Annotated in this window: 18 protein-coding genes and 4 tRNA genes; 6 read left to right on the forward strand and 16 right to left on the reverse strand. The window is 69.7% G+C overall.

The window, feature by feature from the left end; translation table 11 throughout:
• The first annotated feature begins 11 nt into the window (after positions 1 to 11).
• Positions 12 to 1,274: a M48 family metalloprotease gene (locus EIZ62_RS12990; protein ID WP_156692851.1), complete on the forward strand. Its 1,263-nt coding sequence runs from the start codon at positions 12 to 14 to the stop codon at positions 1,272 to 1,274.
• A 67-nt stretch (positions 1,275 to 1,341) separates the two neighbouring features.
• Here EIZ62_RS12990 and EIZ62_RS12995 read toward each other — a convergent pair whose 3' ends face one another.
• From EIZ62_RS12995 to EIZ62_RS13035, 9 genes are all read right to left on the reverse strand, one after another.
• On the reverse strand, positions 1,342 to 5,241 hold the full coding sequence (locus EIZ62_RS12995; protein WP_156692852.1) for a DNA-directed RNA polymerase subunit beta': 3,900 nt from the start codon (positions 5,239 to 5,241) through the stop codon (positions 1,342 to 1,344).
• Between the two features lie 96 nt (positions 5,242 to 5,337).
• Complete coding sequence (gene rpoB / locus EIZ62_RS13000; protein ID WP_156692853.1) at positions 5,338 to 8,823, reverse strand: DNA-directed RNA polymerase subunit beta; 3,486 nt, start codon at positions 8,821 to 8,823, stop codon at positions 5,338 to 5,340.
• 539 nt (positions 8,824 to 9,362) lie between these two features.
• Positions 9,363 to 9,746: a 50S ribosomal protein L7/L12 gene (gene rplL, locus EIZ62_RS13005; RefSeq protein ID WP_156692854.1), complete on the reverse strand. Its 384-nt coding sequence runs from the start codon at positions 9,744 to 9,746 to the stop codon at positions 9,363 to 9,365.
• 114 nt (positions 9,747 to 9,860) lie between these two features.
• Positions 9,861 to 10,391, reverse strand: coding sequence for a 50S ribosomal protein L10 (gene rplJ, locus EIZ62_RS13010; protein WP_156692855.1), 531 nt, complete (start codon positions 10,389 to 10,391; stop codon positions 9,861 to 9,863).
• A 488-nt stretch (positions 10,392 to 10,879) separates the two neighbouring features.
• Positions 10,880 to 11,608 (reverse strand): 50S ribosomal protein L1, encoded by a 729-nt coding sequence (gene rplA / locus EIZ62_RS13015; RefSeq protein WP_156692856.1) that lies wholly within the window; start codon positions 11,606 to 11,608, stop codon positions 10,880 to 10,882.
• An 81-nt stretch (positions 11,609 to 11,689) separates the two neighbouring features.
• The gene (gene rplK, locus EIZ62_RS13020) at positions 11,690 to 12,124 is read right to left on the reverse strand and encodes a 50S ribosomal protein L11 (RefSeq protein ID WP_064069966.1); all 435 of its coding nucleotides are present in this window, start codon (positions 12,122 to 12,124) and stop codon (positions 11,690 to 11,692) included.
• A 159-nt stretch (positions 12,125 to 12,283) separates the two neighbouring features.
• On the reverse strand, positions 12,284 to 13,177 hold the full coding sequence (nusG, locus tag EIZ62_RS13025) for a transcription termination/antitermination protein NusG (RefSeq protein WP_156692857.1): 894 nt from the start codon (positions 13,175 to 13,177) through the stop codon (positions 12,284 to 12,286).
• Between the two features lie 77 nt (positions 13,178 to 13,254).
• Positions 13,255 to 13,542, reverse strand: a complete 288-nt coding sequence (secE, locus tag EIZ62_RS13030) for a preprotein translocase subunit SecE (RefSeq protein WP_064069968.1) — start codon at positions 13,540 to 13,542, stop codon at positions 13,255 to 13,257.
• A gap of 102 nt (positions 13,543 to 13,644) precedes the next feature.
• A tRNA-Trp gene (locus EIZ62_RS13035) sits at positions 13,645 to 13,717 on the reverse strand.
• A 204-nt stretch (positions 13,718 to 13,921) separates the two neighbouring features.
• Here EIZ62_RS13035 and EIZ62_RS13040 point away from each other — a divergent pair.
• Both EIZ62_RS13040 and EIZ62_RS13045 read left to right on the forward strand, forming a co-directional pair.
• A complete protein-coding gene (locus tag EIZ62_RS13040; RefSeq protein WP_156692858.1) occupies positions 13,922 to 15,148 on the forward strand; it encodes a pyridoxal phosphate-dependent aminotransferase in 1,227 nt (408 codons plus the stop codon).
• A gap of 134 nt (positions 15,149 to 15,282) precedes the next feature.
• Positions 15,283 to 16,305: an adenosine deaminase gene (locus EIZ62_RS13045; RefSeq protein ID WP_156692859.1), complete on the forward strand. Its 1,023-nt coding sequence runs from the start codon at positions 15,283 to 15,285 to the stop codon at positions 16,303 to 16,305.
• 6 nt (positions 16,306 to 16,311) lie between these two features.
• Here the strand turns inward: EIZ62_RS13045 and EIZ62_RS13050 are convergent, their stop codons facing one another.
• The 6 genes from EIZ62_RS13050 to EIZ62_RS13075 form a co-directional block, all read right to left on the reverse strand.
• Positions 16,312 to 17,367, reverse strand: coding sequence for a UDP-N-acetylmuramate dehydrogenase (locus EIZ62_RS13050; RefSeq protein WP_156692860.1), 1,056 nt, complete (start codon positions 17,365 to 17,367; stop codon positions 16,312 to 16,314).
• Between the two features lie 102 nt (positions 17,368 to 17,469).
• Positions 17,470 to 17,898 carry a MaoC family dehydratase gene (locus tag EIZ62_RS13055; RefSeq protein WP_156692861.1) on the reverse strand — a complete coding sequence of 143 codons (429 nt, stop codon included), beginning with the start codon at positions 17,896 to 17,898 and terminating at the stop codon, positions 17,470 to 17,472.
• Between the two features lie 4 nt (positions 17,899 to 17,902).
• Positions 17,903 to 18,358: a MaoC family dehydratase N-terminal domain-containing protein gene (locus EIZ62_RS13060; RefSeq protein ID WP_156692862.1), complete on the reverse strand. Its 456-nt coding sequence runs from the start codon at positions 18,356 to 18,358 to the stop codon at positions 17,903 to 17,905.
• Between the two features lie 85 nt (positions 18,359 to 18,443).
• Positions 18,444 to 18,608, reverse strand: coding sequence for a 50S ribosomal protein L33 (gene rpmG, locus EIZ62_RS13065; protein ID WP_003948671.1), 165 nt, complete (start codon positions 18,606 to 18,608; stop codon positions 18,444 to 18,446).
• Between the two features lie 88 nt (positions 18,609 to 18,696).
• Positions 18,697 to 18,769: transfer RNA gene (locus EIZ62_RS13070), tRNA-Met, on the reverse strand.
• Between the two features lie 44 nt (positions 18,770 to 18,813).
• Positions 18,814 to 18,886: transfer RNA gene (locus tag EIZ62_RS13075), tRNA-Thr, on the reverse strand.
• 390 nt (positions 18,887 to 19,276) lie between these two features.
• Here EIZ62_RS13075 and EIZ62_RS13080 point away from each other — a divergent pair.
• From EIZ62_RS13080 to EIZ62_RS13090, 3 genes are all read left to right on the forward strand, one after another.
• Positions 19,277 to 20,509: an amidohydrolase family protein gene (locus EIZ62_RS13080; RefSeq protein ID WP_156692863.1), complete on the forward strand. Its 1,233-nt coding sequence runs from the start codon at positions 19,277 to 19,279 to the stop codon at positions 20,507 to 20,509.
• A gap of 171 nt (positions 20,510 to 20,680) precedes the next feature.
• A complete protein-coding gene (locus EIZ62_RS13085; RefSeq protein WP_156692864.1) occupies positions 20,681 to 21,337 on the forward strand; it encodes an SDR family oxidoreductase in 657 nt (218 codons plus the stop codon).
• Complete coding sequence (locus tag EIZ62_RS13090) at positions 21,334 to 21,852, forward strand: GyrI-like domain-containing protein (protein ID WP_156692865.1); 519 nt, start codon at positions 21,334 to 21,336, stop codon at positions 21,850 to 21,852. The genes EIZ62_RS13085 and EIZ62_RS13090 overlap by 4 nt, the downstream gene beginning before the upstream one ends.
• 114 nt (positions 21,853 to 21,966) lie before the next feature.
• Here EIZ62_RS13090 and EIZ62_RS13095 read toward each other — a convergent pair.
• Positions 21,967 to 22,048, reverse strand: a tRNA-Tyr gene (locus EIZ62_RS13095).
• Positions 22,049 to 22,211 lie beyond the last annotated feature (163 nt).

Genomic DNA, 22,211 nt, shown 5'->3' on the forward strand with positions numbered 1-22,211 from the left:
GAAGGAACACCATGTCCCAGCCACCACAGCCGCCCCACCAGGGCTCCCCGCCCCCGTACCCCGAAGCACCCGCCGCCGTTCCGCCCGGCTACCCGGGGCAGGGGCCCGCACAGCCCGCGCCGCCGCCCGCGTACCCCACCGGCCCAGGCGCCGCCGTACCCCCGCAGGCCCCGCCGTACCCCCACACCCCGCAGGCGCCGCCGTACCCCCACCCGCCCGTCCGCCGACCCCACGCCCAGCGCCCGGACCACCCGGGCCACCACCCGCACCAGCCCGGTCCCGGGCCCGCCGGTCCGCTTCCCCACGACACCGCCCACCCGCACCACATCAGCACCGACCGGCGGCGGATCCACCTCTCCGACAGCCAGCGCGGCGCCGACGCCACCGCCATCGGCAACCTGCTGCTCTACCTCCCCCACTTCCTGTGCAGCGCGTTCGTCGTGGCGCTGGTCTCGCTCGTCTTCGGCGGGTTCGGGCTCATCCTGTTCGTCGCCTGGCTGCTCAGCGGCGCCCTGGTGTTCCACCGCCCCACCGAGAGCGCCATCGCCCGCCGGCTGCTGCGCCTGCGGTACCCCACCGCGCAGGAGCGGGCCCGGCTGGAGCCGGTGTGGCGGGAGGTCGCCGCAAGGGCGGGAGTGGAGGGCCGCAACTACGAGCTGTGGGTGGAGGACAGCGACCACCTGAACGCGGTGGCCGCCGCCGGGCACATCGTCGGCGTGACCCGGTTCGCCATGAACCGGCTGCCCAACGGCGAACTCGCCGCCGTCCTGGCGCACGAGTTGGGCCACCACGTCGGCGGGCACGCCTGGTCCTCGCTGCTCGGCCACTGGTACGCGCTGCCCGGCCGGATCGCCTGGCGGGTGCTGCGTACCGTCTCGGCGGTGGTCTTCAGGGTGTCCCGGCTGTTCTCCTGCTTCGGCATGGGCTTCGTGCTGCTGGTCTTCGGCGCCATCGCCTACGCGACGGTCAGCACCCTGTACGGGCTCCCGCTCCTCGTCCTCGCCGTGCCGTACGCCCTCGCCGCCGTCGGCCGGCGCGCCGAGCTGCGGGCCGACCGGCACGCGGCCGTCCTCGGCTTCGCCCCCATGCTGGCCGCCGTCCTGGACAAGCTCCACCAAGCGGAACAGCACCAGCAGGCACAGGCCGCCGCCGTCGCCGCGTACCACGGGCAGCCGCCGCCGCAGGAGAGCCCGCTGAGCAAGCTGCTCTCCTCGCACCCGGACCACCACACCCGGCTGCACCACCTCCAGCCGTACCTACGACCACAGCACTAGGCACGCCGAAGGGCGGCCACCCCGTACGCAACGGGGTGACCGCCCTCCGGTCGATCAAGCGACTCGCTTACTGGTTGTACGGACCGTAGTCGTAGTCCTCCAGCGGAACGGCCTGGCCGGAGCCGGTGCCGAACGGCGAGTAGTCGATGTCGTCGTAGCCGACGGCCGAGTACATCGCGGCCTTGGCCTCCTCGGTCGGCTCGACCCGGATGTTGCGGTAGCGGGACAGGCCCGTACCGGCCGGGATGAGCTTACCGATGATGACGTTCTCCTTGAGGCCGATCAGGGAGTCGGACTTGGCGTTGATCGCCGCGTCCGTCAGGACCCTGGTCGTCTCCTGGAAGGAGGCCGCGGACAGCCACGACTCCGTCGCCAGCGACGCCTTGGTGATACCCATCAGCTGCGGACGGCCGGAGGCGGGGTGACCGCCCTCGGTGACCACACGACGGTTCTCCGACTCGAACTTCGACCGCTCGACCAGCTCGCCCGGAAGCAGCTCCGCGTCGCCGGACTCGATGATCGTCACGCGGCGCAGCATCTGCCGGATGATGATCTCGATGTGCTTGTCGTGGATCGACACGCCCTGCGAGTTGTAGACCTTCTGGACCTCGCCGACCAGGTGGACCTGGACGGCACGCTGGCCGAGGATGCGCAGCACGTCGTGCGGGTTGGTTGCACCCGCGGTGAGCTTCTGGCCCACCTCGACGTGGTCGCCCTCGTGCACCAGGACCTTGGCGCGCTTCGAGATCGGGAAGGCCGTCTCGTCGCTGCCGTCGTCCGGGGTGACGACGATCTTCTTGGTCTTCTCGGTCTCCTCGATCCGCACGCGGCCGGAGGCCTCGGAGATCGGGGCGACACCCTTCGGCGTACGAGCCTCGAAGAGCTCGACGACACGGGGCAGACCCTGGGTGATGTCGTCACCGGCCACACCACCGGTGTGGAAGGTACGCATCGTCAGCTGCGTACCGGGCTCACCGATGGACTGGGCGGCGATGATGCCGACCGCCTCACCGATGTCGACCAGCTTGCCGGTGGCGAGCGAACGGCCGTAGCAGAAGGCACAGGTGCCGACCGCGGACTCACAGGTCAGGACCGAGCGGGTCTTGACCTCCTCGACGCCCGCGTTGACCAGGGCGTCGATGAGCACGTCACCCAGGTCGACGTTGGCCGGCGCGATGACCTTGCCGTCGACGACGACGTCCTCGGCGAGCATCCGCGCGTACACGGACGTCTCGACGTCCTCCGCCTTGCGGAGCACGCCCGCGGCGTCCTTGGCCGCGATCCGCAGCTTCAGACCGCGCTCGGTGCCGCAGTCCTCCTCGCGGATGATCACGTCCTGCGAGACGTCCACCAGACGACGGGTCAGGTAACCCGAGTCGGCGGTACGCAGGGCGGTGTCGGCGAGACCCTTACGGGCACCGTGCGTGGAGATGAAGTACTCCAGCACCGACAGGCCCTCACGGAAGGACGCCTTGATGGGACGCGGGATCGTCTCGTTCTTGGCGTTCGACACAAGACCACGCATACCGGCGATCTGACGCATCTGCATCATGTTGCCTCGTGCACCCGAGTTCACCATCATGAAGATCGGGTTGGTCTTCGGGAAGTTGTCGTTCATCGCCTCGGCGACCTCGTTGGTCGCCTTGGTCCAGATCGCGATGAGCTCCTGCGTGCGCTCGTCCTTGGTGATCAGACCGCGCTCGTACTGCTTCTGGACCTTCTCGTCCTGAGCCTCGTACGACTTGACGATCTCCTTCTTCGCCTCGGGAACGACGACGTCGGAGATGGCGACGGTGACACCGGAACGGGTCGCCCAGTAGAAGCCGGCCGCCTTCAGGTTGTCGAGCGTCGCCGCCACGATGACCTTGGGGTAGCGCTCGGCGAGGTCGTTGACGATCTCGGAGAGCTGCTTCTTGCCGACCGAGTAGTCGACGAACGGGTAGTCCTCGGGCAGCAGCTCGTTGAAGAGCGCACGGCCCAGGGTCGTCCGCAGACGGAACGAGTCACCCTGCTGCCACTCGGGCTCACCCTCTTCGGCGACCGGCGGAGTCCAGCCCCGGGGCGGGACGGTGCCGATCGGGAAGCGGATGTCGACCTTCGCCTGGAGCGACAGCTCCCGGGCGTCGAAGGCCATGATCGCCTCGGCGGTGGAGTTGAACGCACGGCCCTCGCCGCGCACCTCGCGCTCCTCCTCGTCCGTGGTGAGGAAGAAGAGGCCCAGCACCATGTCCTGGGTCGGCATGGTGACGGGACGGCCGTCGGCCGGCTTGAGGATGTTGTTCGAGGACAGCATCAGGATGCGGGCCTCGGCCTGCGCCTCCGCGGACAGCGGCAGGTGCACGGCCATCTGGTCACCGTCGAAGTCCGCGTTGAACGCGGTGCAGACGAGCGGGTGGATCTGGATGGCCTTGCCCTCGACCAGCTGCGGCTCGAAGGCCTGGATGCCGAGGCGGTGCAGCGTGGGCGCACGGTTCAGCAGCACCGGGTGCTCGGCGATGACCTCTTCGAGGACGTCGTACACCACGGTGCGGCCGCGCTCGACCATGCGCTTGGCCGACTTGATGTTCTGCGCGTGGTTCAGGTCGACCAGGCGCTTCATCACGAACGGCTTGAAGAGCTCCAGCGCCATGGCCTTGGGCAGACCGCACTGGTGCAGCTTCAGCTGCGGACCGACGACGATGACGGAACGCGCCGAGTAGTCGACTCGCTTGCCGAGCAGGTTCTGACGGAAGCGGCCCTGCTTGCCCTTCAGCATGTCGCTGAGGGACTTCAGCGGGCGGTTGCCGGGACCGGTGACCGGGCGACCGCGGCGGCCGTTGTCGAACAGCGCGTCGACGGCCTCCTGGAGCATCCGCTTCTCGTTGTTCACGATGATCTCGGGGGCACCGAGGTCAAGGAGACGCTTGAGACGGTTGTTCCGGTTGATCACACGGCGGTACAGGTCGTTCAGGTCGGAGGTCGCGAAGCGGCCACCGTCCAGCTGCACCATCGGACGCAGGTCCGGCGGGATGACCGGGACACAGTCCAGCACCATGCCCTTGGGGCTGTTGCTGGTCTGCAGGAACGCGGAGACGACCTTGAGGCGCTTGAGCGCACGGGTCTTCTTCTGGCCCTTGCCGGTCCGGATGATCTCGCGGAGCTTCTCGGCCTCCTCGTCGAGGTCGAAGGACTCCAGGCGCTTCTGCAGCGCCGCGGCACCCATCGAGCCGTCGAAGTAGGTGCCGAAGCGGTCGCGCAGCTCGCGGTAGAGCAGCTCGTCGCCCTCGAGGTCCTGGACCTTGAGGTTCTTGAAGCGGTTCCACACCTCGTCGAGACGGTCGATCTCGCGCTGGGCGCGGTCGCGCAGCTGCTTCATCTCGCGCTCGGCGCCCTCGCGCACCTTGCGGCGCACGTCAGCCTTGGCGCCCTCGGCCTCGAGCTCGGCCAGGTCGGTCTCGAGCTTCTTGGCGCGGGCCTCGAGGTCGGCGTCGCGGCGGTTCTCGATCTGCTGGCGCTCGACGGAGACGTGGGCCTCCAGCGAGGGCAGGTCGCGGGTGCGGCGCTCCTCGTCGACGTACGTGATCATGTACGCCGCGAAGTAGATGACCTTCTCCAGGTCCTTCGGGGCGAGGTCCAGCAGGTAGCCCAGGCGGGACGGGACGCCCTTGAAGTACCAGATGTGGGTGACGGGGGCGGCCAGCTCGATGTGGCCCATCCGCTCACGGCGCACCTTGGCGCGGGTGACCTCGACGCCACACCGCTCACAGATGATGCCCTTGAAGCGGACACGCTTGTACTTGCCGCAGTAGCACTCCCAGTCCCGGGTCGGACCGAAGATCTTCTCGCAGAAGAGTCCGTCCTTCTCGGGCTTCAGGGTGCGGTAGTTGATGGTCTCCGGCTTCTTGACCTCGCCGTGGGACCACTGACGGATGTCGTCCGCGGTGGCCAGGCCGATCCGCAGCTCGTCGAAGAAGTTGACGTCGAGCACTATGCGTCAATCCCTCTCAGGGTTTGAGTCTCAATCATGGTCTGTACGGGTCCGGGGCAGGGCCGGGGCCTCACGAGGAGGCCCCGGCCAGACCCGTCAGACCTCTTCGACGCTGCTCGGCTCGCGCCGGGACAGGTCGATACCGAGCTCTTCCGCAGCGCGGAAGACGTCCTCGTCGGTGTCGCGCATCTCGATGGACATGCCGTCCGAGGACAGCACCTCCACGTTGAGGCACAGGGACTGCATCTCCTTGATGAGCACCTTGAAGGACTCGGGGATGCCGGGCTCGGGGATGTTCTCGCCCTTGACGATGGCCTCGTAGACCTTCACGCGGCCGGTGACGTCGTCGGACTTGATGGTCAGCAGCTCCTGGAGGGCGTACGCGGCGCCGTAAGCCTCCAGCGCCCACACCTCCATCTCACCGAAGCGCTGGCCACCGAACTGAGCCTTACCACCCAGCGGCTGCTGGGTGATCATCGAGTACGGACCGGTCGAACGCGCGTGCAGCTTGTCGTCGACCAGGTGGTGGAGCTTGAGGATGTACATGTACCCGACCGAGATCGGGTCCGGGAACGGCTCGCCGGAGCGGCCGTCGAACAGCCGGGCCTTGCCGGAGGGGAGCACCATGCGCTCGCCGTCGCGGTTCGGGATGGTGTGCTGCAGCAGACCGGCCAGCTCGTCCTCACGCGCACCGTCGAAGACGGGGGTGGCGACGTTGGTGCCGGGCTCGACCTGGTCGGCACCGATGGCCTGCAGGCGCTGCGCCCACTCGTCCGCGAGGCCGGAGACGTCCCAGCCGCGGCTGGCGAGCCAGCCGAGGTGGATCTCCAGGACCTGTCCCGGGTTCATTCGGGACGGGACACCCAGCGGGTTGAGGATGATGTCGACCGGGGTGCCGTCCTCCAGGAACGGCATGTCCTCGATCGGCAGGATCTTGGAGATGACGCCCTTGTTGCCGTGACGGCCGGCGAGCTTGTCACCGTCGGTGATCTTGCGCTTCTGCGCGACGTACACGCGCACCAGCTGGTTCACACCGGGGGGAAGCTCGTCGCCCTCCTCGCGGTCGAAGACGCGCACGCCGATGACCTTGCCGGTCTCGCCGTGCGGCACCTTCAGCGAGGTGTCACGGACCTCACGGGCCTTCTCGCCGAAGATCGCGCGGAGCAGGCGCTCCTCCGGGGTCAGCTCGGTCTCACCCTTGGGCGTGACCTTGCCGACGAGGATGTCGCCGGCGACGACCTCGGCACCGATACGGATGATGCCGCGCTCGTCGAGGTCGGCGAGGACCTCCTCGGAGACGTTCGGGATGTCCCGGGTGATCTCCTCCGGGCCGAGCTTGGTGTCACGGGCGTCGACCTCGTGCTCCTCGATGTGGATCGAGGAGAGGACGTCGTCCTGCACGAGGCGCTGCGACAGGATGATCGCGTCCTCGTAGTTGTGACCCTCCCACGGCATGAACGCGACCAGCAGGTTCTTGCCGAGCGCCATCTCACCGTTCTCGGTGGCGGGGCCGTCGGCGAGGACCTGGCCCTCGATCACCCGGTCGCCCTCGGAGACGACGACCTTCTGGTTGACCGAGGTGCCCTGGTTGGAGCGGGAGAACTTGGCGATGCGGTACGTGGTGTACGTGCCGTCGTCGTTGGCGACGGTGACGTAGTCGGCCGAGACCTCCTGGATGACACCGTCCTTCTCCGCCTTGATGACGTCGCCGGCGTCGGTGGCACAGCGGTACTCCATGCCGGTGCCGACCAGCGGCGCCTCCGCCTTGATCAGCGGAACGGCCTGGCGCATCATGTTCGCGCCCATGAGGGCACGGTTGGCGTCGTCGTGCTCGAGGAACGGGATCATGGCGGTCGCGACCGACACCATCTGGCGCGGCGAGACGTCCATGTAGTCCACGTCGTCGGGCGCGACGTAGTCGACCTCGCCGCCACGGCGGCGGACCAGCACGCGGGCCTCGGCGAACCGGAGCTCGTCGGTCAGCGGCGCGTTGGCCTGCGCGATGACGAAGCGGTCCTCCTCGTCGGCGGTCAGGTAGTCGACCTCGTCGGTGACCTGACCCTCGACGACCTTGCGGTAAGGCGTCTCGACGAAGCCGAACGCGTTGACGCGGCCGTACGAGGCGAGCGAACCGATCAGACCGATGTTCGGGCCTTCGGGGGTCTCGATCGGGCACATGCGTCCGTAGTGGGACGGGTGCACGTCACGGACCTCGAAGCCGGCCCGCTCACGGGACAGACCACCCGGGCCGAGCGCGGACAGACGACGCTTGTGCGTCAGCCCGGACAGCGGGTTGTTCTGGTCCATGAACTGCGACAGCTGGCTGGTGCCGAAGAACTCCTTGATGGAGGCGACGACCGGCCGGATGTTGATCAGGGTCTGCGGCGTGATCGCCTCGACGTCCTGGGTCGTCATGCGCTCGCGCACGACGCGCTCCATCCGGGCCAGACCCGTGCGGACCTGGTTCTGAATGAGCTCGCCGACGTTGCGCAGACGACGGTTGCCGAAGTGGTCGATGTCGTCGGTCTCGACGACGATCTGCGTGCCGTTCTCGCCGATCGTCTCGGTCTCGCCCGCGTGGAGCTTGACCAGGTACTTGATCGTGGCGATGACGTCGTCGGTGGTGAGTACACCGGCGTCCAGCGGCTCGTCGGCGCCGAGCTTCTTGTTCACCTTGTAGCGGCCGACCTTGGCGAGGTCGTAGCGCTTGGGGTTGAAGTAGAGGTTCTCGAGCAGCGTCTGAGCGGCCTCACGGGTCGGCGGCTCGCCCGGGCGCAGCTTGCGGTAGATGTCGAGCAGCGCGTCGTCCTGGCCCTGGGTGTGGTCCTTCTCCAGGGTGGCGCGCATGGACTCGTACTCGCCGAACTCCTGGAGGATCTGCTCGGTGGTCCAGCCGAGAGCCTTGAGGAGGACGGTGACGGACTGCTTGCGCTTGCGGTCGATGCGGACACCGACCATGTCGCGCTTGTCGATCTCCATCTCCAGCCAGGCACCCCGGGACGGGATGATCTTGGCGGAGAAGATGTCCTTGTCGGACGTCTTGTCGATGGAGGAGTCGAAGTAGACACCCGGCGAGCGGACGAGCTGCGACACCACGACACGCTCGGTGCCGTTGATGACGAAGGTGCCCTTGTTGGTCATGAGCGGGAAGTCGCCCATGAAGACCGTCTGGGACTTGATCTCGCCGGTCTCGTTGTTGGTGAACTCGGCCGTGACGAAGAGCGGCGCGGCGTACGTGAAGTCGCGCTCCTTGCACTCGTCGATCGAGTTCTTGGGGGGCTCGAAGCGGTGGTCGCGGAAAGTCAGCGACATCGACCCGGAGAAGTCCTCGATCGGCGAGATCTCCTCGAAGATCTCCTCGAGACCGGACTTGGTGGGGACGTCCTGTCCGGACTCCAGAGCCGCCTCGACACGAGCCTTCCACGCGGCGTTGCCGAGCAGCCAGTCAAAGCTCTCGGTCTGCAGCGCGAGGAGGTTCGGAACCTCGAGGGGCTCCTTGATCTTTGCAAAGGAGATGCGCAGCGGGGCGGTGCTTGCGCCGTTGTTCGTATTCGCGGTCGAGGCGTTGCGCGAGGCGGCCAAGAGGGGGTCCTTCCGAGGGCTCGGACTCACTACGCGCGTACCGGTCCCACGCCGGACACGGAGACAGACTTCCCGATGTCAGCCAAAAGGCCAGGTCAGGAGGCTCGGTCAACTGTGCTCTTGCGAGGGTATGCCCCTGGTGACGGGCAGGGGGCAGCTAACAGGCAGCGCAAAGGGTCAGTGTAGCCACTTGGCTCACTGATGTCCAGGGCGAGTAATTCGCGACCCTCGTTGTTCTCAACTCCGCGGCACCTCGCGCCGTTGGCGCACATCGATACTGCCCGTTCGGCCGCCGATCCATGCCTCGGATCCGGATCGTTGACGGCGCGTCCTGAGAATTGCGCGCGGCGTGCGGTTCGTCAAGGCCCCCGGCCCTCGGGGCCCGTGTGGGGCGCACGGCGAAGATCACCATACTCCGCGCTGCGCCCAGCGCAAGGCAGGCGTCCCGGGAACGCCGAAGGGCGACCACCCGGATGGGTGATCGCCCTTCGAGAACGCCCTGTACGAGCGTCTGAGCGAGTCAGGAGACCCGCAGGGTGTTACTTGACCTCGACCGAGGCGCCGGCGGCCTTGAGGGACTCGGCGGCCTTCTCGGCGGCGTCCTTGGCGACCTTCTCGAGGACCGGCTTCGGGGTGCCGTCGACGAGGTCCTTGGCCTCCTTCAGGCCCAGGGAGGTCAGCTCACGCACGACCTTGATGACCTGGATCTTCTTGTCGCCGGCACCGGTGAGGATGACGTCGAACTCGTCCTTCTCCTCAGCGGCCTCGGCCGGGGCACCGGGGACACCGGCGGCGGCGACGGCGACCGGGGCGGCGGCGGTGACGTCGAACTTCTCCTCGAACGCCGAAACGAACGCGGCGAGCTCGATGAGGGTCATCTCCTCGAACTGCGCGAGCAGGTCTTCCTGAGACAGCTTCGCCATGATGGCGGTCCTTCCACTAAATCGGCTGGTGCCGGGTGTACATGTGAGGCGGGCGTACGTTGGGCCCGCTGCGACCGTCGCCCCTAGGGGGCCACGGTCAATGCGCGAGCCGAATTACTCGGCACCGCCCTGCTCGGCCTGCTTGGCACGGAGCGCGTCCACGGTGCGGACGAGCTTCGAGGGAAGCGCCTGGAAGAGCGCGGCAGCCTGGGACTGCTTGCCCTTCATGGCGCCCGCCAGCTTGGCGAGCAGAACCTCGCGGGACTCGAGGTCCGCAAGCTTCTTGATCTCATCGGCGGAGATCGCCTTGCCATCAAGGACACCGCCCTTGATGATCAGGTTGGGGTTCTCCTTGGCGAAGTCACGAAGACCCTTCGCCGACTCCACCGGGTCACCGGTGATGAAGGCGACAGCCGTCGGACCAGCGAACTGGTCGTCCAGCGTCGAGATCCCGGCCTCGTTGGCCGCAATCTTGGTCAGCGTGTTCTTCACCACGGCGTACTGGGCGTTCTCACCGAGCGAACGGCGCAGCTGCTTGAGCTGTGCCACGGTGAGACCGCGGTACTCGGTCAGCACGGCGGCGTTCGAGCTGCGGAACTTGTCCGTCAGCTCGGCAACCGCAGCAGACTTGTCGGGCCTCGCCATGAGCCTCGGCCTCCTTCCGGGTGATTCGGACCGCGTGGGCTGAAGGAAGGAGACTGGGCAAAACGAAACGCCCCGGCGCAGGCGCACGGGGCGTGACTCAACCGGTCGCGCTCAGCGAGGAGCGGTATCCAGGAGTTCATCCACAGTCACCTGCGCGGGTCGTCCGCAGCTAGCGGATCCTTCGGCCGCCGCGACTCTGACGAGCGCAGCAACGACCAGCGGTCTTTGGCTTCTGTGGAAGAGTACGGGACCGCCCCGCCGTCAAGCAAATCGCCGCCGGCCGGGTGACTCCCCGCCCCCGCGCGCCCGTGCCACCGCAGCGCTCCGGCCGGGCTCCGGGGGCCTGACAGGGGCCTCCACGGGGCCAGGGGGCCCACGGGCGCCACCGGCTCGTGGGGCGGGCCCCGTACGACGAGAAACCGGCCCCCGCCGCTCCTGCGAGCGGCGGGGGCCGGTTTCGTGCGCGTGACCCGCGACTGCCGTCAGATTCAGACGGCGGCCGGGTCCTCCTCGACGAGGAGGTTGCGGGTGCGGTTGGAGTCCAGCGGGATGCCGGGGCCCATCGTGGTGGTGAGGGTCGCCTTCTTGATGTAGCGGCCCTTCGCGGCGGACGGCTTCAGACGGAGGACTTCCTCCAGCGCCGCCGCGTAGTTCTCGACCAGCTTCGTCTCGTCGAAGGAAACCTTGCCGATGATGAAGTGCAGGTTCGAGTGCTTGTCGACGCGGAACTCGATCTTGCCGCCCTTGATCTCGTTGACGGCCTTGGCGACGTCCATGGTGACGGTGCCGGTCTTCGGGTTCGGCATCAGACCACGCGGGCCGAGGACGCGGCCGAGGCGGCCGACCTTGCCCATGAGGTCCGGGGTGGCGACGACCGCGTCGAACTCGTTCAGGCGGTTGCCCTTGGAGATCTCGTCGATCAGTTCGTCGGAGCCGACGATGTCGGCGCCCGCGGCTTCCGCGGCCGCAGCACGGTCACCGGTCGCGAAGACCAGGACCCGGGCGGTCTTACCGGTGCCGTGCGGAAGGTTCACGGTGCCACGGACCATCTGGTCGGCCTTGCGCGGGTCGACGCCCAGGCGGAAGGCGACCTCGACGGTGCCGTCGAACTTGGTGGTGGCGGTGTCCTTGGCGAGACGGACGGCCTCGAGGGGGGCGTAGTTACGCTCCCGGTCGACCTTGGCGTCCGCGCCGCGGAGTGCCTTGCTGCGCTTCACTGCTTCTCCTGGTGTGGTTCAGGTGTGGAGTCGTGGTCCGGGCCAGCGCGTGGCCCTCCCACAGGTCGTACGGGGGGCTGCTCAGCCCTCGACCGTGATGCCCATGGAGCGGGCGGTGCCGGCGATGATCTTCTCGGCGGCGTCCAGGTCGTTGGCGTTCAGGTCGGGCAGCTTGACCGAGGCGATCTCGCGGACCTGGGCGCTCGTGAGCTTGGCGACCTTGGTCTTGTGCGGCTCGCCGGAGCCCTTGTCCACACCCGCGGCCTTGAGGATCAGCTTGGCGGCCGGCGGAGTCTTGGTGATGAAGGTGAAGGAACGGTCCTCGTAGACCGTGATCTCCACCGGCACGACCATGCCACGCTGCGACTCGGTCGCGGCGTTGTAGGCCTTGCAGAACTCCATGATGTTGACGCCGTGCTGACCCAGGGCGGGGCCGACCGGCGGAGCCGGGTTGGCCGCGCCGGCCTGGATCTGGAGCTTGATAAGCCCCGTGACCTTCTTCTTCTTGGGAGGCATTGCTCTCTCCGGGTCCTAGTGAGAGTTTCTCGCCACCATCCGACGTCATCCGGATGGAGGCATACCGCACAACGATAACGGGTATCCATGCGCGGCCAAAAACCGAGCAGGTCAGAACGGGCGCGAGGCCCGGTCTGACCTGTTCGGAAGCTGTATGCGTCAGTTCTTCTGGATCTGGTCGAAGCTCAGCTCGACCGGGGTCTCGCGACCGAAGATCTCGACGAGGCCCTTGACCTTCTTCGAGTCGGCGTTGATCTCGTTGATCGTGGCCTGGAGCGTGGCGAACGGGCCGTCGGTGACGGTGACCGAGTCGCCGACCTCGAAGTCCAGCACCTGGACCTCGACCTTGCGGGCCGGAGCCGGCTTGCCCTCGGCCTCGGCGGCCTCGCGGGCGGCCTTCTCCTCGGCCTCCGGGGCGAGCATCTTGACGATCTCGTCCAGGGTCAGCGGGTACGGGTCGTAGGCGTTGCCCACGAAGCCGGTGACGCCGGGGGTGTTGCGGACGACGCCCCAGGACTCGTTCGTCAGATCCATGCGGACGAGAACGTAACCGGGCAGCTTGTTCTGCCGGACGTTCTTGCGCTCGCCGTTCTTGATCTGGACGATCTCTTCCTCGGGGACCTCGGCCTGGTAGATGAAGTCCTCGACGTTCAGCGAGACGGCACGCTGCTCGAGGTTGGCCTTCACGCGCTTCTCGTAGCCCGCGTAGGTGTGGATGACGTACCACTCGCCGGGCAGGCCGCGCAGTTCGTCGCGGAGGGCGGCGATGGGGTCGGCCGGGGCCTCGGGCTCCGCCGCCTCGGCGACGACGTCGTCGGTCTCGTCCTCGTCGGCGTCGGTCTCGTCGGCTTCGGCGGTCTCGCCCTCGGCGGTCTCAGTGCCGGCCTCGGCCTCGGGGGCCTCCTCGACCGCGTCCTCGTCCTCGACGTGGAGAGCGGCCTCTTCGGCGGCCTCGCCGACAGCGGCGTCCGCAGCTTCCGCCTGGTCCTCGTCGGCCGCCTCGACGACGTCGAGCTCGTCCTGGGCGGACTCGTTCAGGTTCGGGTCAGACACGGTGGCTGCTTCTTCCTGGATACAGATGGGGTGGAACATGCGAAAAGGGGCGCCTGGGTGGGCGCCCTCCGCGGGACTCAGCCGAAGACGTACTTGACTGCTTCCTGGAAGCCGAGGTCAATCACGGTCACCAGACCGATCATGATGACGACGAAGACGATGACGACGGTCGTGTACGTCGTCAGCTGGCTGCGAGTCGGCCAGACGACCTTGCGCAGCTCGGCGACGATCTGGCGGTAGAAGAGCGCGAGACGGCCCAGCGGGCCCTTCTTTCCGCGCTTGCCGCCCTTGCGGCCCTTCTTCTTCGACTCCTGTGCTTCGTCCTCGGCATCAGGCATGTCGATGGAGCCTACGGCATCCGTCACGTCTCTCACCTGATTCCGGGTCGGCCGTGCCGCGCCCGGGTGGAGCCGCACGGCGGTGCAATGAAGTACATACCTGCGCACACAACCTGGCGGTGTGTGTAGCAGGGCCGGAGGGACTTGAACCCCCAACCGCCGGTTTTGGAGACCGGTGCTCTACCAATTGAGCTACGACCCTCTGTCGTTCTCCCCCAACCTACCGCATCCGTGGACGTGGTCGATGAGGGCCAACGAGCAGAGAGTGTACGTGGTCAGCGGCGCCGCGTCGAACAGATAGCTCCTGACACGGTCGGCGCAGCCCCCTCGCACCCGTCGGATTCCCGCCGTCCGCACGGCGAGATCCGTGTGCCGCGCTCTTTCCCGGTCTGGGAGCATGGGCCGCATGAGCGCTGCAACCCCTCCCACCGAGCGCCGGGTCTCCGCCCGAGTCGGCGCGATCTCCGAGTCCGCGACCCTCGCCGTCGACGCCAAGGCCAAGGCCCTCAAGGCCGCCGGGCGCCCGGTGATCGGCTTCGGCGCGGGTGAGCCCGACTTCCCGACGCCCGGCTACATCGTCGAGGCCGCGGTAGAGGCCTGCCGCAACCCGAAGTACCACCGCTACACGCCGGCCGGCGGACTGCCCGAGCTGAAGGCAGCCATCGCCGCGAAGACGCTGCGGGACTCCGGCTACGAGGTCGACGCCTCCCAGGTCCTGGTGACCAACGGTGGCAAGCAGGCGATCTACGAGGCGTTCGCCGCGATCCTGGACCCGGGCGACGAGGTCATCGTCCCGGCGCCGTACTGGACGACGTACCCCGAGTCGATCCGGCTGGCCGGCGGTGTGCCGGTGGAGGTCGTCGCCGACGAGACCACCGGCTACCGGGTGTCCGTGGAGCAGCTGGAGGCGGCCCGTACGGAGCGGACGAAGGTCGTCCTCTTCGTCTCCCCGTCCAACCCGACCGGCGCCGTCTACACCGAGGGCGACGCCGAGGCGATCGGCCGCTGGGCCGTCGAGCACGGCCTGTGGGTGATGACGGACGAGATCTACGAGCACCTCGTGTACGGCGACGCCACCTTCACCTCGCTGCCGGCGATCCTGCCCGAGCTGCGGGACAAGTGCGTCGTCGTCAACGGCGTGGCCAAGACGTACGCCATGACCGGCTGGCGGGTCGGGTGGATCATCGGCCCGAAGGACGTGGTGAAGGCCGCGACGAACCTCCAGTCGCACGCCACGTCCAATGTGTCGAACGTCGCACAGGCCGCCGCGCTGGCCGCCGTCTCGGGCAGCCTGGACGCGGTGGCGGAGATGCGGGCGGCGTTCGACCGCCGCCGCCAGACCATGGTGCGGATGCTCAACGAGATCGAGGGCGTCTACTGCCCGACCCCGGAGGGCGCGTTCTACGCGTACCCGTCGGTGAAGGGGCTGCTGGGCAAGGAGATCCGCGGCAAGCGCCCGCAGACCTCGGTGGAGCTGGCGGCGCTGATCCTCGACGAGGCGGAGGTGGCGGTCGTTCCCGGCGAGGCGTTCGGCACGCCGGGCTACCTGCGGCTGTCGTACGCGCTGGGCGACGAGGACCTGGTCGAGGGCGTGTCGCGGATGCAGAAGCTGCTGGCGGAGGCGCGCGACTGAGCCGGCCCTCCACGGAGGCGCGGACGTACGGGCGGGCTCCCGGCGGTGTGCCGGGGCCCGCTTTTCCGTTCCCTTGAGCACCCGATCGGTGAAAGGGGCTCCCGCGCGGGCGGCGGTTTTGGCAAGATCCCTCAATGGAGCACGTACGAGATCTGCGGCTGTTGCCCAAAGCCCATCTGCACCTGCACTTCACCGGGTCGATGCGGCCCGGGACCCTGCTGGAGCTCGCCGACAAGTACGGCGTCCATCTGCCCGAGGCGCTGACCGGCGGAGAGCCCCCGCAGCTGCGGGCCACCGACGAGCGGGGCTGGTTCCGTTTCCAGCGGCTGTACGACATCGCCCGGTCCTGCCTCCGCGAACCGGAGGACATCAGGCGCCTGGTGCGCGAGACGGCCGAGGAGGACGTCAGGGACGGGTCGGGGTGGCTGGAGATCCAGGTGGACCCGACGTCGTACGCCCCGCGGCTGGGCGGTCTGATCCCGGCCCTGGAGATCATCCTGGACGCGGTGGAGAGCGCCTCGCGGGAGACCGGCCTGGGCATGCGGGTCCTGGTGGCCGCGAACCGCATGAAGCACCCGCTGGACGCCCGGACCCTCGCCCGCCTGGCCGTCCGGTACGCGGACCGGGGCGTGGTCGGCTTCGGGCTGTCGAACGACGAGCGGCGCGGCATGGCGCGGGACTTCGACCGGGCGTTCGCGATCGCCCGGGAGGGCGGGCTGCTGGCCGCGCCGCACGGGGGCGAGCTGACCGGCCCGGCGTCCGTGCGGGACTGCCTGGACGACCTGCGGGCGGCGCGCATCGGGCACGGCGTCCGGGCCGCGGAGGACCCCCGGTTGCTGCGCCGGCTGGCCGAGCGGGGAGTGACCTGCGAGGTGTGCCCCGCCTCGAACGTGGCGCTCGGCGTGTACGAGAAGCCCGAGGACGTCCCGCTGCGGACGCTGTACGAGGCCGGGGTGCCCATGGCGCTCGGGGCGGACGACCCGCTGCTGTTCGGGTCGCGGCTGGCGGCCCAGTACGAGATCGCCCGCGCCCACCACGGTTTCTCCGACCACGAGCTGGCGGAGCTGGCCCGTCAGTCGGTGCGCGGCTCGGCGGCGCCGGAGGACGTCCGGGCGAAGCTGCTCGCGGGCGTCGACGACTGGCTGGCGGGCCCGTGAGCGGCGTCAGAGGCTGACGCCGACCGTCACCGGCTCGTTGACCAGCGTGACGCCGAAGGCGTCCCGTACGCCCGCGACGACCTCGCGGGCGAGGGCGAGCAGGTCCTCGGTGGTGGCCTCGCCGCGGTTGGTGAGGGCCAGGGTGTGCTTGGTGGAGATGCGGGCGGGGCCGGTGCCGTACCCCTTGGTGAAGCCGGCCTTGTCGATGAGCCAGGCCGCGGAGGTCTTGACCCGTCCGTCGCCGGCTGGGAAGGCGGGCGGGGCGACGTCGGCGCCGAGGCGGTCACGGACGCGGGCGAGGAACTCCTCGTAGTGCGCCTGCTCCAGGATCGGGTTGGTGAAGAACGAGCCCGCCGACCAGGTGTCGTGGTCCGCCGGGTCCAGGACCATGCCCTTGCCGGCGCGGAGCGCGAGCACCGTCTCGCGGGCGGTGGCGGCCGGGACGCGGTCGCCGGGCTCCACGCCGAGCACGCGGGCCGTCTCGGCGTACTTGATGGGCGCGCTCAGCCCCTGCGCGTCCTCCAGCTCGAAGCGCACCCGCAGCACGACGAACCGGTCCGGGTCGGCCTTGAAGCGGCTGTGGCGGTACGAGAAGTCGCACTCGGCGTTCGGGACGGTGACCGTCTCGCCCGAGCGGCGGTCGTACGCCACGACCTCCGTGATGGTGGCCGAGACCTCCTGGCCGTACGCCCCGACGTTCTGGATCGGGGTGGCGCCCGCCGAGCCGGGGATGCCGGCCAGGCACTCGATGCCGGCGAGCCCGGCCTCCACCGTGCGCGCCACGGCGTCCGTCCACACCTCACCGGCCGCCAGCTCCAGCCGCGTGCCGTCCAGGACGAATCCCCGGGTGGCGATGCGCAGGGCGGTGCCGTCGAAGCCCTTGTCGCCGATGACGAGGTTGGACCCGCCGCCGATGACCAGCAGCGGGGTGCCGGTCTCGTCGGCCTCGCGCACGGCGGCGACGACCTCGTCGTCGGTGGTCGCCGTGACGAGCCGGTTCGCGGGGCCGCCGAGCCGGAAGGTGGTCAGGGGGGCGAGGGGAGCGTCGTGGAGTTCCTGCACGCGCCCAAGCCTACGGTGCGGCTCGGACAGCCCCTTCCGGGTGCGCGCCGGGGGGGGCCACGCGCGCGTGGCACCCCCCGGGCGGCGTCGGGCGTGCGGCGGTCAGGCGAGCCGTACGACGGCGCGGGACATGCCGAGCACCTTCTGGCCGGCGCTCATGGCGGTCAGGTCCACCCGCACCCGGTTGTCGTCCAGCTTCGCGGCGACCTTGCCGCTGACCTCGATCAGCGCGCCCGTCTCGTCGTTGGGGACGACGACCGGCTTGGTGAACCGCACCCCGTACTCGACGACCGCCCCCGGGTCGCCCGACCAGTCGGTCACCACCTGGATCGCCTCGGCCATGGTGAACATGCCGTGCGCGATGACGTCCGGCAGCCCGACCTCCCTGGCGAACTTCTCGTTCCAGTGGATCGGGTTGAAGTCCCCGGAGGCGCCCGCGTACCGCACCAGCGTGGCGCGCGTCACGGGGAAGCTCTTCGCCGGCAGCTCGGTGCCGACCTCGACCTCGTCGAATGCGATCTTCGCGCTCATCGCCTCACGCCTCCTCTGCCGCGGCACGGGCCACGAGCTTCGTCCACGCCGTCACCACGTGCTCACCGGCCTCGTCGTGGACCTCCCCGCGGACGTCCAGGATGTCGTTGCCGGCGAGCGACTTGATGGCCTCGATGGTCGAGACGACCGTCAGCCGGTCCCCCGCCCGTACCGGACGGGTGTACGCGAACTTCTGGTCGCCGTGCACCACGCGGCTGTAGTCCAGGCCCAGCTGCGGGTCCTCGATCACCGCTGACGCGGCCCGGAAGGTGATGGCGAACACGAAGGTCGGCGGAGCGATCACATCCGGGTGGCCGAGCGCCTTGGCGGCCTCCGTGTCGGTGTACGCCGGATTCAGGTCCCCGACCGCCTCGGCGAATTCGCGGATCTTCTCCCGGCCGACCTCGTACGGCGCGGTGGGCGGATAGGTCCGCCCCACGAAGGACTGATCGAGCGCCATGAACTCGCTACCTCCTGGGTCATGTCTTCGAACAAACGACACGAGGCCGCCCCCTGACGGGGACGGCCTCGTGTACGAGCCTGATTCAGCGCGTTTCGCGGTGCGCAGTGTGCGCGTTGCAGCGCGGGCAGTGCTTCTTCATCTCAAGACGGTCCGGGTTGTTGCGCCGGTTCTTCTTGGTGATGTAGTTCCGCTCCTTGCACTCCACGCAGGCCAGCGTGATCTTCGGGCGGACGTCGGTGGCAGCCACGTGAGTGCTCCTTGACGGACGGATGGACGGATGAACGCATAAAAGAGTAGCCGATCGAAGGACCGACCCCACAATCGGCTACCGTGTGTAGCGGTGACCGGACTTGAACCGGTGACACAGCGATTATGAGCCGCTTGCTCTACCGACTGAGCTACACCGCTTTGATACGGAGTCCCTCACCCGAAGGTGAGGGCTACCGCACCAGAGCCCCAATACGGAATCGAACCGTAGACCTTCTCCTTACCATGGAGACGCTCTGCCGACTGAGCTATTGGGGCGAGCGATGAAGACATTACACGGTCGGCCGCCGTTCGCCCAAATCCGATTCCCCGCGGCTACCCGGCCCCCGCGCCGCCACTCCCCAAAACGCTCACGGAACGCCCACCGCCCCCTTCCGGCGCCGCCACGGAGGGTCACCCCGGGCGGTCCGCCGGCCCGGCGGGCGGGGCGTCGGCCCCGTACATCCCCGAGGTCCCGTACGCCACTCGCGCCCCGCGCCGGTACGACTATTGCGCTCCTCCTCGATGCCCAGTGGGACGGCCCCTAGGCTCGGCTCACGCTGCGTGATCACGCCAGTACGCCCGTACACCCGCACGGCCGGCGGCCCCGCCGCCCGCACGCCGCGGACCACGCCGAGCCACCGAGCCCCCGAGCCCGCCAGGAGCCCGATGTCCTCCGACAGCCAGCAGCCGCAGCCGCCCGAGGGCGCCACCGCCGACGCCACCGCGCTGCTGCTGTGCGGCGCCCGCCTCACCGACGGCCGGACCGTCGACGTACGGCTCAGCGGCGGGCGCATCGAAGCCGTCGGCACCGCGGGCAGCCTGCCCACCCACGGCGCCCGCGTCGACCTCGCCGGCTACCTGCTGCTGCCCGCCCCCGCCGAACCGCACGCCCACGCCGACACCGCGCTCAGCGCCGACGGCCCCGGCCCCGTCTCGTACGCCACCGAGGACGTCCAGCGCCGCGCCACCGAGGCCGCGCTGCTCCAGCTCGGGCACGGGGCGACCGCACTGCGCGCCCACGTCCGGATCGGCGACGTCCAGGGGCTCGGCCCGCTGGAGGCGGTCCTCCAGGCGCGCCGCTCGCTGCGCGGGCTGGCCGACCTGACGGCGGTCGCCGTCCCGCGGCTGCTGACCGGTGTGGCGGGGGCGGACGGGCTGGCGATGCTGCGCGACGCGGTGAAGATGGGCGCCGGGGTGGTGGGCGGGTGCCCGGACCTGGACCCCGACCCGGCCGGGTACGCGGAGGCGGTGCTGGAGGTGGCCGCGGAGCACGGCTGCCCGGTCGACCTGCACACGGACGGCGACGACCCGGCGCGCCTCGCCCGGCTGGCCGCCATGGCGGGCGGTCTGCGGCCGGGGGTCACCATCGGGCCGTGCGGGGCGCTGGGGCGGCTTCCTGGCGACGCGGCGGGGCGGGCGGCCGACCAGCTCGCGGCGGCGGGCGTGACGGTCGCGTGCATGCCGCAGGGCGGCTGCGGCGGTACGGAGGTGCGCGGGGTCGCGCCCGTGCGGCTGTTGCGGGCGGCGGGCGTACGGGTCGCCGCCGGGAGCGGGGCGCTGCGGGACGTGGCCAACCCGGTGGGGCGGGGCGATCCGCTGGAGGCGGCGTACCTGCTGGCCTCCCAGGGCGGGTTGCGGCCCGCGGAGGCGTACGGGGCGGTGAGCGGGGCCGCGCGGGAGGCGATGGGGCTGCCCGCGGTGCGGGTGGAGGCGGGGTTCCCGGCGGAGCTGCTGGCGGTGCGCGGGGAGCGGTTGTCGGGCGTGCTGTCGCTGGCGTACAGCCGGATCGTGGTGCACCGCGGCCGGGTGGTGGCGCGGACGAGCGCGGTGCGGGAGTACTGCGACTCGGCGGCGGCGCTCGAACTGCCGCGCCAGGGACGGCCGGACGCCCGCCCCTGACCATCCGGATGCCCGCGCGGGGCGTCCTCGGCGGGCGGACCTCGGCGGGTGTCCTGACGGCCCGTCCGGCGCCGGTGTCCGTGCGTTCCGGGATCCGTTCCGGCATTCGTTCCGGCCCGTCGGTGCCTGGTTCCTGCGCGTTTTCGGCTCCGGCGTCGTACGGTCGGGAGCATGCGCATTGTCATCGCTGGAGGACATGGTCAGATCGCCCTGCGACTGGAGCGGTTGCTGTCGGCGGGCGGGCACGACGTCGCGGGCATCATCCGCAACCCCGAACAGACCGACGCCTTGCGCGAGGCGGGTGCCGAACCGGTCGTCCTGGACCTGGAGTCGGCGACCGAGGACGAGGTCACCGCGGCGGTCACGGGCGCCGACGTGGTGGTCTTCGCGGCGGGCGCCGGCCCGGGCAGCGGCGCGGAGCGCAAGGCCTCCGTGGACCGCGGGGCGGCGGTGCTCTGCGCGGACGCGGCGGCCAGGGCGGGCGTACGGCGGTACGTCGTCGTGTCGTCGATGGGCGCCGACGCCGGCCACCCGGGGGACGAGATCTTCGACGCGTACCTGCGGGCGAAGGGGGCGGCGGACGACTACGTACGCGCCAAGCGGGGCCTCGACTGGACGATCCTCAAGCCCGGCATGCTGACGAACGACGCCGGCACCGGCCTGGTGCGGCTGGAGGCGGCCACCGGACGCGGGCCGGTACCGCGCGACGACGTGGCGGCGGTCCTGGCCGAGCTGGTTGAGACGCCGGCCACGGCGGGGCTGACGCTGGAGCTGATCAGCGGGTCCGTACCGGTGACGGTCGCGGTGAAGGCGGTCGCGGGCCAATGACCTTCGCCGAACCGGTCGTGGTGGAGCGCCCCGAGCAGCCCTACGTCTTCATGCGCCGGTCGGTGCGGATGGACGGCTTCGGCGAGATCGCCGACCGGCTGCCGGAGCTGGTCGGGTGGCTGGGGGCGCGGGACATCGAGCTCGCCGACGCCCCGTTCTTCCGCTTCGTCACCGTCGACATGGCGGGCGAGTCGGAGGTGGAGGCCGGTGTTCCGGTCGCCCCGCTCCCCTCGCTCCCGGAACCTGAGGGCGACGTCGGCGTGGCGCTGCTCCCGGCCGGCCGCTACGCGACGCTGACCCATGTCGGCCACCCCGACCGGCTGTTCGCCGCGGCCGCCGCCCTGCGGGAGTGGGCGGACGAGCGGGGCCTGGCGTGGGACATGCGGGAGGTGGACGGCGTCGAGCGGTGGGGCTGCCGTATCGAGTCCTACCGCACGGACCCCCGGGTCGAACCGGACCCGTCCCGGTGGGAGACGGAACTCGCCTTCCGCCTCGCCGACCGGCCGTCGCCCTGACGTATCCCCGCCCGGCCGGCCGGCCCCAGCGGGCTGGCCGGTCGTTCGTTCGGTCGGTCGGGAACGCAAACGGCCCCTGATCGCGTTTCCGCAGATCAGGGGCCGTTCATCGCGTGGCGGCGCCAGGATTCGAACCTGGGTAGGCTAAGCCGACGGATTTACAGTCCGTTCCCATTGGCCACTCGGGCACACCGCCATGGGATGTCGCCTGGAGGATGGCCGCTTTTCGGCGGTGCTCCCCGGCAACGACGTAAACAATACCCGATGTCCGGGGGTGCTTCGCCACCGGATTGATCAGCACTCGCGGCGGGCGGGATGGCTAGGCTTTGCGGTGGCGGTCCGGGGAGCCCGGACGCACC

Source organism: Streptomyces ficellus, assembly GCF_009739905.1.
Lineage (GTDB): Bacteria > Actinomycetota > Actinomycetes > Streptomycetales > Streptomycetaceae > Streptomyces > Streptomyces ficellus_A.

Coding starts and splice junctions, on each gene's coding strand:
- EIZ62_RS12990 (WP_156692851.1), top strand. CDS start 12: ATGTCCCAGCCACCACAGCCGCCCCACCAGGGCTCCCCGCCCCCGTAC.
- rplL (WP_156692854.1), bottom strand. CDS start 9,746: ATGGCGAAGCTGTCTCAGGAAGACCTGCTCGCGCAGTTCGAGGAGATG.
- rplJ (WP_156692855.1), bottom strand. CDS start 10,391: ATGGCGAGGCCCGACAAGTCTGCTGCGGTTGCCGAGCTGACGGACAAG.
- rplK (WP_064069966.1), bottom strand. CDS start 12,124: ATGCCTCCCAAGAAGAAGAAGGTCACGGGGCTTATCAAGCTCCAGATC.
- EIZ62_RS13040 (WP_156692858.1), top strand. CDS start 13,922: ATGAGCGCTGCAACCCCTCCCACCGAGCGCCGGGTCTCCGCCCGAGTC.
- EIZ62_RS13045 (WP_156692859.1), top strand. CDS start 15,283: ATGGAGCACGTACGAGATCTGCGGCTGTTGCCCAAAGCCCATCTGCAC.
- EIZ62_RS13055 (WP_156692861.1), bottom strand. CDS start 17,898: ATGAGCGCGAAGATCGCATTCGACGAGGTCGAGGTCGGCACCGAGCTG.
- EIZ62_RS13060 (WP_156692862.1), bottom strand. CDS start 18,358: ATGGCGCTCGATCAGTCCTTCGTGGGGCGGACCTATCCGCCCACCGCG.
- EIZ62_RS13080 (WP_156692863.1), top strand. CDS start 19,277: ATGTCCTCCGACAGCCAGCAGCCGCAGCCGCCCGAGGGCGCCACCGCC.
- EIZ62_RS13085 (WP_156692864.1), top strand. CDS start 20,681: ATGCGCATTGTCATCGCTGGAGGACATGGTCAGATCGCCCTGCGACTG.
- EIZ62_RS13090 (WP_156692865.1), top strand. CDS start 21,334: ATGACCTTCGCCGAACCGGTCGTGGTGGAGCGCCCCGAGCAGCCCTAC.